Source organism: Streptomyces sp. NPDC059248 (genome assembly GCF_042753905.1).
GTDB lineage: Bacteria > Actinomycetota > Actinomycetes > Streptomycetales > Streptomycetaceae > Streptomyces.
Genome location: NZ_JBHYZV010000003.1, coordinates 1 through 11,519, shown reverse-complemented (window position 1 = coordinate 11,519; position 11,519 = coordinate 1). Strand labels below are relative to the sequence as shown.

11 protein-coding genes and 1 tRNA gene are annotated in these 11,519 nt (G+C 72.2%); 5 read left to right on the top strand and 7 right to left on the bottom strand.

What is annotated here, in order from left to right; translation table 11 throughout:
* Window positions 1–888 carry a phosphotransferase gene (locus tag ACFXG1_RS01880; RefSeq protein WP_384712713.1) on the bottom strand — a complete coding sequence of 296 codons (888 nt, stop codon included), beginning with the start codon at window positions 886–888 and terminating at the stop codon, window positions 1–3.
* 87 nt (window positions 889–975) lie between these two features.
* Window positions 976–2,466 carry a tetratricopeptide repeat protein gene (locus tag ACFXG1_RS01875; RefSeq protein WP_384712710.1) on the bottom strand — a complete coding sequence of 497 codons (1,491 nt, stop codon included), beginning with the start codon at window positions 2,464–2,466 and terminating at the stop codon, window positions 976–978.
* A gap of 355 nt (window positions 2,467–2,821) precedes the next feature.
* Here ACFXG1_RS01875 and ACFXG1_RS01870 point away from each other — a divergent pair, with 355 nt between their 5' ends.
* Window positions 2,822–3,205 carry a hypothetical protein gene (locus tag ACFXG1_RS01870; protein WP_384712722.1) on the top strand — a complete coding sequence of 128 codons (384 nt, stop codon included), beginning with the start codon at window positions 2,822–2,824 and terminating at the stop codon, window positions 3,203–3,205.
* 128 nt (window positions 3,206–3,333) lie between these two features.
* On the top strand, window positions 3,334–4,212 hold the full coding sequence (locus ACFXG1_RS01865; protein WP_384740289.1) for a spermidine synthase: 879 nt from the start codon (window positions 3,334–3,336) through the stop codon (window positions 4,210–4,212).
* 45 nt (window positions 4,213–4,257) lie between these two features.
* Here the strand turns inward: ACFXG1_RS01865 and ACFXG1_RS01860 are convergent, their stop codons facing one another.
* On the bottom strand, window positions 4,258–4,833 hold the full coding sequence (locus ACFXG1_RS01860) for a hypothetical protein (protein WP_384712705.1): 576 nt from the start codon (window positions 4,831–4,833) through the stop codon (window positions 4,258–4,260).
* A 186-nt stretch (window positions 4,834–5,019) separates the two neighbouring features.
* On the opposite strand from ACFXG1_RS01860, the gene ACFXG1_RS01855 reads away from it, so the two are divergent.
* Both ACFXG1_RS01855 and ACFXG1_RS01850 read left to right on the top strand, forming a co-directional pair.
* A complete protein-coding gene (locus ACFXG1_RS01855) occupies window positions 5,020–5,742 on the top strand; it encodes a response regulator transcription factor (RefSeq protein ID WP_384712702.1) in 723 nt (240 codons plus the stop codon).
* Complete coding sequence (locus ACFXG1_RS01850; protein ID WP_384712699.1) at window positions 5,739–7,154, top strand: ATP-binding protein; 1,416 nt, start codon at window positions 5,739–5,741, stop codon at window positions 7,152–7,154. Before ACFXG1_RS01855 ends, ACFXG1_RS01850 begins: the two co-directional genes overlap by 4 nt.
* 488 nt (window positions 7,155–7,642) lie before the next feature.
* Here ACFXG1_RS01850 and ACFXG1_RS01845 read toward each other — a convergent pair.
* The 4 genes from ACFXG1_RS01845 to ACFXG1_RS01830 all read right to left on the bottom strand — a co-directional run bounded on the left by ACFXG1_RS01845 (window position 7,643) and on the right by ACFXG1_RS01830 (window position 10,361).
* Window positions 7,643–7,715, bottom strand: a tRNA-His gene (locus ACFXG1_RS01845).
* Window positions 7,716–7,787: 72 nt separating this feature from the next.
* Window positions 7,788–8,390: an oligoribonuclease gene (gene orn, locus ACFXG1_RS01840; protein WP_384740284.1), complete on the bottom strand. Its 603-nt coding sequence runs from the start codon at window positions 8,388–8,390 to the stop codon at window positions 7,788–7,790.
* A gap of 9 nt (window positions 8,391–8,399) precedes the next feature.
* Window positions 8,400–9,581: a helix-turn-helix domain-containing protein gene (locus ACFXG1_RS01835; protein ID WP_384723272.1), complete on the bottom strand. Its 1,182-nt coding sequence runs from the start codon at window positions 9,579–9,581 to the stop codon at window positions 8,400–8,402.
* Window positions 9,582–9,980: 399 nt separating this feature from the next.
* Window positions 9,981–10,361, bottom strand: coding sequence for a hypothetical protein (locus ACFXG1_RS01830; protein ID WP_384740280.1), 381 nt, complete (start codon window positions 10,359–10,361; stop codon window positions 9,981–9,983).
* Between the two features lie 511 nt (window positions 10,362–10,872).
* Between ACFXG1_RS01830 and ACFXG1_RS01825 the strand changes: the two genes are divergently transcribed.
* Window positions 10,873–11,394: a universal stress protein gene (locus ACFXG1_RS01825; protein ID WP_384719744.1), complete on the top strand. Its 522-nt coding sequence runs from the start codon at window positions 10,873–10,875 to the stop codon at window positions 11,392–11,394.
* Window positions 11,395–11,519: the final 125 nt, after the last annotated feature.

Below are 11,519 nucleotides of genomic sequence, written 5' to 3'. Positions count from 1 at the left end.
TCAGGTGACCTTCGGTGATTCCCGCGGACCGTCCAGCCGCCTGGTGATCGTGTCGAGTGTCGGCCAGGGAGGACCCTCGCGCAGCGAGCGCAGCAACTCCTCCGCGAATCGCCTCCCGTTCGGGAGCCGGTCGCCACGTTCCCAGCGCCAGGCCGCGACCATCGCGAGGACGAGCTGCCGGCACTCGTCCAGCAGTCCTCGGTCGACGTTCGGGTAGTGCTCGCAGACCGCCTCGGGGACGTGGGCGAGGTCGAACTCGACGGGTCCGCGGCAGCATGTCTCAAGGTCGATGAAGAGCGGGCCGATCTTCGTGCCGAGCACATTGCCCGGATGCGGCTCGCCGTGGAGCAGTTGTTCCGCAGTGCCGCGGTCCTCGATCGCCCGTCGCAGGCTTCCCAGCCTGCCGCTGAGGAACGCGCGGTCCGCGTCGGTGAGGTCCGGCGAGAGGTCCGGGTCGGCGACGACGTCTTCCGCCTCCGTGATCCGATCCGTGAACCGCGGGCTCGGCACGTCGACCTCGCGCATTCCGGCGTGCAGCCGCTCCAGCGCCTCGGCATAGTCGACCGGTGGGGTGTGAGGTGCCACGGGTTCGTAGTAGGTCCACAGCGTCACGGTGAAGCCGTCGTGTGTGTACACGAGTGGGTCCACCCGAGGTTCCACGAGGCCCGTCGGGCATCCGGCTCGGGTGAGCCGTTGAGCGAGCTCGACTTCGAACCGCGCGGTCCCGTGCCGCGCGGGTGCGACCCGGGCAAGGACGTCGCACGGCGTCAGTCGCACGGTCAGCCTGTTCGAGTCGTGGAGAACGATCGCGTCGTCGGCCCGCAGGCCGAGCGACGCGGCGACCGATGTCGCGGCCGCGGTCGCGCTTGTGATGTCGGTGGTCTCCATCCTCGGATCCTGGCACGGACGAGCGAGAGCGCTGCCGCCGTCCTCCGGTGCCCCGGTCCCCCCTCTCCCCGCTGAAGCGGCCCGGATTCAGACCTTGAGCGCCTGCTCGTCCCGGTAGTCGAGGAACGCGCCGACGGTCTCCGCGGCCCGGTACGGGGCCAGCAGTGCCGCCGTTGTGTTGATCATGGACTGGATACGGGACGATCTGACCCCGTCCAGCAGGCTCAGCGCCGCCCGGCCCGCCGCCGCGGCCTCGTCGTACTCCCCGGCGTGCGCCAGGGACGTGGCCAACTCGGCGCGGTAGAGGGCCAGATTGCGGGCGAAGCGGCGGTCCTGGACCGCGGCGGCCCGGCGGGCGTGGTGCACCGCCCTGGGCCAGTCCCCGAGGCGGGCCCAGCACTGCGCCTGGAGGAACTCCAGCTCGGGCTCTCCGAAGAACGACATCCACTCGGGGTCCGCGTCCGCCGGGCCCCCCGCGAAGTGGGTGTGCGCCCGCCCCAGGGACTGTTCGCAGCCCGCGTGGTCGCCGAGCCCGGCCCAGCCGCCCGCCTCGCGGAGGGCGAGGAGGGAGCGGAGCCGGGGGGAGCCCAGGTCACGCGCGGCCCGGCCGCCCGCCTGCGCCGAGCGGACCGCCTCCCGGTGGCGTCCGGCGTCCCGGGCGAGGAAGGACGCGTTGGAGAAGGCGTGCGCCTCGATACCGGAGTCCCCGGACATCCGGGCCGTCGCCAGCGCCTCCGCGTAGTGGGAGCGGGCGTCGTCGAGCCGACCCGAGTCGTGCGCCAGCCAGCCGACGGAGATGGCCAGCTCGCCCGCGCCCGCGTGCAGCCGGTCGGAGGTCTCGCGGTGCGCGGTCACCCCGGAGTCCAGCAGGGCGTACGCGGCCCGCAGCGGCTGGGCCGCCCGCTGGTAGAGCCCGTCGGCGCCGTGCCGGTCGTCGAGCAGCCGGATCCGCCGTACCGCGTCCTCGACGGCCTCGACCTCCGTCTCGCCGACCCGGCGGTGTCCCGGTACGGCGCCCTGCTCCGGCAGGGCGCCGAGCACGGCACCGAGCACCGGGCCGAAGGTCGCGGCCGCCACCGTGGCGGAGCCGCCCGTCATGAATGCGCGACGCAACACGTCGCTCTCCTCGTCGTTCTTGCCGTCATTGATCCTGGTACCGCCGCCCCCGTCCCCGCCTGCGCCGACCGCGGCGCCGCCCCCGTTCCCGTCCCCGCTTCCGGCCGTCCGGGCCGCACCCGGATCCCGGTCCCGGTCCCGGCCCCGCTCCGGGAGGGCCGCCCGGCCCGGCGACCTGCCGCGTCGTACCTGTTCCCGCGCCGTGAACCCCAGGTCCGTCAGACCGAGCCCCGGGAACATCCGCAGGAACACCCGCTCGTAGGCGTAGTTCGGGCAGCGGATCTCGCCCGCCTCCACCCGCCCGATGTACCGGGCGTCGCAGGACACCTGCTCGCCGATCTCCCGTGCGGCCTTGCGTACGGCCGCCGCGAACTCGCCGGGGGAGCGGTGTCCGCGCAGCCGCCTGAAGGTGTCGTTGGGGACCGGTGAAGCCTGCCGCGATGTCCGTGCCGACGACGCCATGGCCGACCCTCTCTCGTGCACCGCTGATCCCGGCGAGGCCGAACGTACCGGCTGAGTGGGGTGGTTCACCGGGACTTTGGCAGCAAAAGGGATAACTCACCCCGGATCTGCCATGAACTGCCATCCTTTGCGGCGGAGTGTTGCCGTAGCCCTTGACGCCCCGGGGCGTTGAACATCTTGGAGGCGCAATCCGTGTCTCGTGGTGTACGAGGAGGGGATCCTCTTGTTGGAAGCCGGCATGGAATCCAGGGTCGGCGGTGTCCGCAGTGTCCGTGACGGGCGCGGCGGGCGTGACGGATACGACGGACGTGACGGACGAGGTGGACACGGCGCACGGGGCGGTGACGTCCGCGGTATCGCGGAGACCACCGGCGAGACCGGACGGGCCACGGCCCCCGGCGGTCCCGGCGCCGGTCCCGGCCCGGAGCCGTGCGATCTGGTGACCGTTCCCACCCGGCAGGGCCTCGAAGCCGTGGACATCCTGCGGCGGTCGGCCGTGCCCTCGGTCGGCCCGGTGCTGCACGACAACGACTGCGACACCCTCGGATTCCTCGTACCACCCGGCACCGCGGACGACTGGGACGTCCCGGGCAGCGCGTGTACCGAGACCCCGGGGCCGGACGGCGGCGGCTGGCTGCTGCCCCCCACGGGGTCCGAGAAGGTCACCGACCCCGAGGTGCTCCGGGAGGCGCTCGGCGAGGCGGCCCGGCTGATCGAGGTCGTGGACCGCTGCAGCTGACGGCGCCCCCGCCGTCGTACCCCCGCCACGGCCCGGCGTACGGGGCCACCGCGTACCGTTCGGCGCGCGACCCGGGGCCCACCTTCTGAGGAAACGCTTCTTCGGAGGGGAGGGCCGATAATGACCGGATGGCGAGAAACAGAGGGCGGCGCGACGCGGCGGCTGGTCCCGGGGACACCGGCCCGGCCGCCGCGCCCGTCGACGGCGGTACGGCCGAGCTGGTGCCCGACCCGGAGCGCCCGCGCGCCTGGGAGCTGCGGGTCGACGGCGCCCCGCAGTCCCATGTGGACCTCGACGACCCGGCGCGGCTGTCGTTCGCCTACCAGCGGCGGCTTGGTCATGTCGCCGATCTCGCCGCACCGCCGGGACGGCCCGTACACGCGCTGCACCTGGGCGGCGGGGCGTTCACCCTGGCGCGCTACATCGCGGCCACCCGCCCCCGCTCCACCCAGCAGGTGGCCGAGGTGGACGGGGCGCTGGTGGACTTCGTCCGGCTCCGTCTCCCCCTCGACCCGAAGGCCCGGATCCGGGTCAGGACCGCGGACGCCCGCGCCGCCCTGGGCCGGATCCCGGACGGCTGGGCCGATCTGGTGATCGCGGACGTGTTCGGCGGCGCGCGCACGCCGGCGCATCTGACGAGCGTCGAATTCCTCGCGGAGGTACGCCGGGTCCTCGCCCCGGCCGGCTGGTACGCGGCCAACATCACGGACGGCGCCCCGCTGGCCCATCTGCGCGGCCAGATCGCCACGGCGGCCGAGGTCTTCCCCGAACTCGCCATCGCCGCCGACCCGGCGGTCCTGCGCGGCCGCCGCTTCGGGAACGCGATCCTGGTGGGCGCGGCGGTCGAACTGCCGGTCGCCGAACTGACCCGCCGGGTGGCGAGCGACCCCCACCCCGGCCGGGTCGAACACGGCCGGGCCCTGGCCGGCTTCACCGGCGGCGCGACCCCGGTCACGGACGCGACGGCCCGCCCGTCCCCGCCCCCGCCGCCGGGCGCGTTCGACTGAGGAACCGTACGGACACGTGTCCACGGCAAGCCTGTCGGGCAGGGGCTACGGGGCCTTGCGCTCGTCGTAGTCCAGGCGCGGCGGGTGGCCGTTCCAGATGGCGAAGACCGAGATCTCGCGTTCGTCGTCGGTGAACGTCACCCGGATATAGGTCGACTCCGGCCAGACCTGCATCCGCCAGCCTTCGTTGGGTGTCGCCGTCACCAGCTCGGCCGATGTCGGGCCCATGTCGAACACCACCCGGCCCCCGTCGACCGTGACGCCCTTCAGATTCCCCGTCGTCTCGATGTCCGGCGTACCGGTGACACCGGGCGGACGGGTGCCGGTGTCGCCGCCCCCGCCGCCGGTGGTGCCGGCCGGCTCCGCGGACGTCACCCCCCGGTCCGAGGTGCCCGCCGAGGTACGGCGCTCCGGCGCGTCCGTCGTCTTCGACGGGTTCTTGACCGGTCGCGACGGTGTCCGGTGGGTCTCCGAGACCTGAGGCTTCGCCTGGGTGGTCGGGTCCTCCCCGGCGTTGATCGGCACGGCGCGCGGCCGGTCGTACGCGGTTCCCGACATCACCGTGTGGACGCCCCACCACGACAGCGTCACCGCCGCCCCGGTGGACAGCGTCCACGCCATGGCATGTACAAGTCCTCTACGCATCGGGGCCATACTGCACCACGTACCCCGTTCGTGTCCCCAACGGGACCTGGTAGCACCGGATCACCGGATCCCGCCAACTCCCGCCCCCGGTGGGGACGGAGCGGCGGCCGAAGGGCCGCGTGCCGAGGACCGGGGTACTCCGCATGGCGTAGGTTGCCGCCCATGGCAAGTGTGCTCGTGGTCGAGGACGACCAGTTCGTACGCTCCGCCCTGATCCGGCACCTGACCGAGGCGTCCCACACGGTCCGGAGCGTCGGTACGGCTCTGGAGGCGCTGCGTGAGGTTGCTCATTTCCGGTTCGACGTGGTCATTCTCGATCTGGGCCTGCCCGACCTCGACGGGTCGGAGGCCCTGAAGATGCTCCGCGGTATCACCGACGTACCGGTGATCATCGCGACCGCCCGGGACGACGAGAGCGAGATCGTCCGGCTCCTCAACGACGGCGCCGACGACTATCTCACCAAGCCCTTTTCCGTGGAGCATCTGTCCGCCAGGATGGCGGCGGTGTTGCGGCGATCCCGCGCCACCGTGGGGGACGTCCCGCCATCACGGGTGATCCAGGTCGGCGGACTCTCCATCGACCCCCTGCGCCGCCAGGCCGAACTCGACGGCTCCCCCCTCGATCTGACCCGCCGCGAGTTCGATCTGCTGACCTTCCTCGCCGGCCGCCCCGGCGTCGTCGTCCCGCGCAAGGAACTGCTCGCCGAGGTCTGGCAGCAGAGCTACGGCGACGACCAGACCATCGACGTCCATCTGAGCTGGCTGCGGCGGAAACTCGGAGAGACCGCCGCCCGGCCGCGCTATCTGCATACGCTCCGCGGAGTCGGAGTCAAGCTCGAACCCCCCACTGGACCAACGGAACACCAACGAGGTCATCAGAGATGAGATGGGCGCTGGTCAAGGTCGCGCTGGCCGTCACCACGATGGTCGTGGTGGCCTTCGCCGTACCACTGGGACTCGTGGTCAAGGAGATGGCGCGGGACAGGGCGCTCTCCAACGCCGAGCGCCAGGCCGCCGCCATCGCTCCGATCCTGTCCATCACCACCCAGCGGGCCCCGCTGGAGGTCGCCGTCCAGGCCACCCAGGCCGGTACCGCCGGGCAGATGTCCGTACACGTCCCGGCGGACGGCGACGAGCCCGCCGTGGACATCGGGACCCCCCGGGCCGGGCGGGCGGACCTCGCACTCGTCCAGCGGCTGCTCCGGGTCTCCACCACCAAGGTCAACGGCGGCTCCGCCCTCCTCCAGCCCACCCTGCTGCGGAACAGCAAGGTCGCCGTCGTGGAGGTGTTCGTCCCCAACGCGGACATGACCCGGGGCGTGGTGACCGCCTGGCTGATGCTCGCCGGGGTCGGGGTCGCGCTGATCGTCGGCTCCGTCGCCGTCGCCGACCGGCTCGGCGTCCGGATGGTCCGCTCCGCCAAGAAGCTCGCGGGCGGCGCCCGTGAGCTGGGGGAGGGCAAGCTGGCGGCCCGGGTACCCGAGGAAGGGCCGAACGAGCTGCGGTCCGCCGCCATCGCCTTCAACGCCATGGCCGACCAGGTGGTCCAGCTCCTCGCCAACGAACGCGAACTCGCCGCCGACCTCTCGCACCGGCTGCGTACCCCCCTGACCGTGCTGCGGCTGAACGCGGCGTCCCTCGGCGAGGGCCCCGCCGCCGAGCAGACCCGGGCCGCCGTGGAACAGCTGGAGCGCGAGGTCGACATCATCATCAGGACCGCCCGCGAGGCCAAACCGCAGACCACGGCGATCGGTCCCGGCGCGGGCTGCGACGCGTCCGAGGTGGTCAGGGAGCGGATGGACTTCTGGTCGGCGCTGGCCGAGGACGAGGGCCGCCGGGTCCGGGTCGCGGGCATCGCCAGGCCCGTACGCATCCCGGTCGCCCGCCCCGAGCTGGCCGCCGCCCTCGACGCCCTGCTCGGCAACGTCTTCCGGCACACCCCCGAGGGCACCGCCTTCTCGGTCGACGTCCACAACGGCGAGGACGCGGTGATCATCCTGGTCTCCGACGCGGGCCCCGGGATCGCCGACCCCGCCGCCGCGCTGGCCCGCGGGAACAACGGCGCCCGCGACGGCTCCACCGGCCTCGGCCTCGACATCGTGCGCAGGGTCGCCGAGTCCACCGGCGGGGACGTCCGGATCGGCAGCTCGGTGCTCGGCGGTACCGAGGTACGGATCTGGATCGGGCTCGACATCCGGGCCGCCGACCCGGAGGAGCGCCGCCGGGGGCATCGTGTCCAGGAGCGCCGGGCGCGTACCCTGATCCCGGCGGGCCGCCGGGCGCGCGGCGGCTACTGAGCCCCCTCCGGCTCTGTCGGGCCCCGGCCGTGATCCCCGGGTGATGGCCCCCGGGAGCCCTTTCCGGGCCCTGATTCCCCCCTCGGGTTAACGGGTTCCGATGAGGCCCTTAACGCCGCCCTAAGAACACGGGCCTCCGCCCGGAATGTCCGCTTCTTTTCTTCATGGCCCGGTAACGTGCTGTGCACCGCCCCGGCGGTACACAACGTTCCATCGCACCACACCCCCCACCGCGCGTCCCGGTCGGCTTCATCCCCCCACACTCCGACCGGGACGCGCGCCTTTTTGTTTTCCGGGGGGCGGTGCCTCGCCGTAGGGGTCGATGCGGAGTCCCGACCGCACCCCGTCGTGGGCTTGTCGCGCAGTTCCTCGCGCCCCTGGATCTCCTGCCGAGTGCCCTCGGTGAGCACTCGCCCTCCCGGACGCGACCGCTCTCCCGGAAACGCCAAGGGCCCCGGTCTTTCGACCGGGGCCCTTGGATCCCACAGGGTGAGTGACGGGACTTGAACCCGCGACATCCTGGACCACAACCAGGTGCTCTGCCAGCTGAGCTACACCCACCATGACCGGTAGCTTTCCCTACCGGCCGAGAAAAAGTGTACAGGGTCCTGGGGGGTGCTCGTGCCAGGTTTCTCAGCCCGCCGGCACCACATGCTTCGCGGCGATCGCCTTCGCCGTGTCGGAGTCCGGGCCGGGCTGCGGTACGAAGACCGCCTCGCGGTAGTACCGCAGCTCGGCGATGGACTCGCGGATGTCCGCCAGCGCCCGGTGGTTGCCGTTCTTCTCCGGGCTGTTGAAGTACGCCCGCGGGTACCAGCGGCGGGCCAGCTCCTTCACCGAGGAGACGTCCACGATCCGGTAGTGGAGGTACTGCTCCAGGGCGGACATGTCCCGGGCGAGGAAGCCCCGGTCCGTGCCGACGGAGTTCCCGCACAGCGGGGCCTTCCCCGGTTCCTTCACATGCTTCCGGATATACGCCAGGACCTGGGCCTCGGCGTCGGCCAGCGTCGTACCGCCCGCCAGCTCGTCGAGGAGGCCCGAGGCGGTGTGCATCTGCCGCACCACCTCGGGCATCGTCTCCAGCGCCGCGTCCGGCGGGCGGATCACGATGTCCACCCCGTCGCCGAGCACGTTCAGTTCCGAGTCGGTGACCAGAGCGGCCACCTCAATGAGTGCGTCGTCGTCCAGCGAGAGCCCGGTCATCTCGCAGTCGATCCACACCATGCGATCGTTCATGCGTCCACTTTATGGCGCACTCCGCTGGCCGGGCAGACTCGGGCGTCCCGGACCGGTCGCATAGATCCCCTGAGGAGGCTTCCCCAGCTCCGGCGGCAGCCCCGGCGGACCACCAGGGGCCCGTCTGGCCTGCGACGGAACCACCGACTCCACCACCGAGGGCGGAGCGGGGTCGCCCTGCGGACGCCGGACCCGGTACGCGGCCCGGTAGGCGGCCGGAGACGAACCCAGCTGGCGCCGGAAGTGGCCGCGCAGCGCCACCGGCGACCGGAAGCCGCAGCGGCCCGCGACCTCGTCCACCGAGTAGTCGGAGGTCTCCAGCAGCCGCTGGGCCTGGAGGACCCGCTGCGTGATCAGCCACTGGAGCGGCGCACTGCCGGTCAGGGAACGGAATCGCCGGTCGAAGGTCCGTCGGCTCATGTACGCCCGGGCCGCCAGGGTCTCCACGTCGAACTGTTCGTGGAGGTGCTCCAGCGCCCACGAGACGACCTCGGCCAGCGGGTCCGACCCGATTTCCTCTGGTAAAGACCTGTCCAGATAGCGCTCCTGCCCACCACTGCGCCGCGGCGGTACGACCAGCCTGCGGGCGAGTGCCCCGGCCGCCTCCGTACCGTGATCGGTGCGCACGATGTGCAAACACAGATCGATCCCGGCGGCCGTTCCGGCCGAAGTGAGCACATCGCCGTCGTCGACGAAGAGCTCCCGCGGATCGACGTGGACGGACGGGTAGCGCTTGGCCAGCGTCGGCGCGTACATCCAGTGCGTCGTGGCCGGCCGGCCGTCCAGCAGACCGGCCGCGGCGAGCACGAAGGCCCCCGTGCACAGTCCGACGATCCGGGCGCCCTCCTCATGCGCGCGGCGCAGCGCGTCGAGCGCCTCGGGCGGAGGCGGTGATGTGATGGAACGCCACGCCGGGACCACGACGGTCCCCGCCCGGCTGATCGCTTCCAGCCCGTACGGCGCGGTGAGTTCGAGGCCGCCGGTGGTCCGCAGCGGTCCCTCCTCGCCTGCGCAGACGAGCAGTCGGTAGCGGGGTACTCCGGCGTCCTGGCGGTCGATACCGAACACCGAGAGCGGTATGGAACTCTCGAAAATGGGGCCGCCGCTGAACAGCAGTACCGCGACGACTTCCCGGCGCCGGCGCCCGGAGAGCTTTCGTGCTGCCTCCGGTGCGGCGGAGTCCTGACTCATGACGCTAAGCCCCCCTCGGTGTTCGCGTCTCCCCGTTCTTTTCGGGCCGTTCGCTTCTGCACTGTTCCCCTCGTTTTTGCACGAGTACCCGAGCCCTTCGATACTCATGATCGAATCTACTGCGTCCCGTGGTGCCGACGAGACAGGTTCGGCATGCCCCGCTATGTCTGCTCGGCAACTTGGCGCGAAGCATTCGATCACGAAGCGTTCCATCTGCAAGGCCCGCAGGGAAGTGCGCCTGTCGCGCATGGCCCGTCCCCGTAGGGTGCGCATCTCGCCGAAGACCCTTTCCTGCCTGCTGACAAGGGGGTTGGCAGGCCATTTCCCCAAGGGATGTACGCCCGCGCGAACTTGGCTGAAATCATACGGGTCCGGCGATGAGAACGGGCCGGATCCCGCTCACTCTCCGGGAGTACGTCCGGAGGTGGGTCCGGTGCCCCGGCGTACGCCCGTCCATGCCCCGCGCGCCGGGCGTGCGCGGTGGTCCGGGGTGTTCTCACGGGCTGCGCGCGCGGCGTTGCGCTCGGAACGGCGCAACAGGATCCGGCAGGCGGCGGTCACCGCGGCCAGACCGAGGGCCGCCGCCGCGGCGCCGCCGACGGACGCGCCGTAGACGACGAGGACGACGGGGACGAGCAGACAGCTGAAGGCCGCCCACCGGACGACGTCGTCGGCCGAATCGGCGGGGCCCGCGGCGGGCGGGACGTCCGCGGGACCCGGTTCCCCGCCGGACGGGCCGGACGGGGCGGTCTGCTGGGCGGCGGACGGGGGCGTCGGCACGAAAAGCTTCCTCCGGGCGGCGGGAACGGCTGCGGGTGTCCGAGGAGCCAACGAGGACCGCCGCCTTCCGGTCACTGCGGCACGCGGTGCCTCGGCCGCATGGGCCGCACCCGAACGGGAGCCGTCCGTACGCCCGGCGCCCCCCGGCCGTGACCTGGTATACGTCGGATTCCGGAGCGCGCGGCCGGATCGAACGCACCCCTTCGCCCGCCGGTCGTCCCGCCCCCGGCGCCGACCCCGCGCCGCGTCGCAGGTGGTCCGGGCGGGGACCGGCGTACGGCGACTTCCGGTCTGCTGTAGACGCCACACGGCATTGCCAAGCGGGACGGCCTCAGGCATGCTCCGGGGAACGCCCGATTGGGGCGGTGGCCCCTGGGCAGGAGAGGAGTGTCGCCGTACCCTTACGGGTATGGGCCAGGGAAGATGATTCCCGGACACAGCACCGCACAGTCTGTCCTGTTGTTCTCCCCTCCCGTCGTTCCCATAGAGGACCTTCTTCGCCGAGACACCGATGGCCGGTCACGAGATCCCCGAACCCGCTGACCGCAAGCAGGTAACCGACCCCGTGTCGGATCTGCGAGCGGCGGAAGAAACGCGCCCTTCCTGCGATCCGGCGTTCCGGCACGGTGTCGTCGTCGGCTTCGACGGCTCGACCTCCAGTGAGCGGGCGCTCGCCTACGCGATCGGTATGGCCGTGCGCTCGGGCTCCGGCCTGATCATCGTCCATGTCGCCAACCGGCTGCCGACGACGGTCTGGGCCGGCTGCGAGCCTCCCGTCTTCGTCGATGTGCCCGACCACCGTACGGAGGTCCTGGGCCTGGAGCTGGCCTGCGCCGACTATCTGGCCGAGGTCCCCTGGATCCTGGTGGAGCGCGGCGGCGACATCTGTCACGAACTGGAGGAGGTCGGCCGGGAGTACTCGGCCGACGCCATCGTCGTGGGCTCCACACACGGCATCGTCGGGCGGATCTTCGGCTCGGTCGCGGGCCGGCTCGCCCGCCGCGCCCAGCGCCCCGTCGTCGTCATCCCCTGACCCGCACCCCCACCCGCCCGCACCCGGCCCGATTCGCCCGGCGCCACCGGGATATGACGGCCACCGGCCGAGCGGGCGGGCGCGTCCTGACACGAGACGGCGGCGGTACGGGCCGGAGCCCGTAC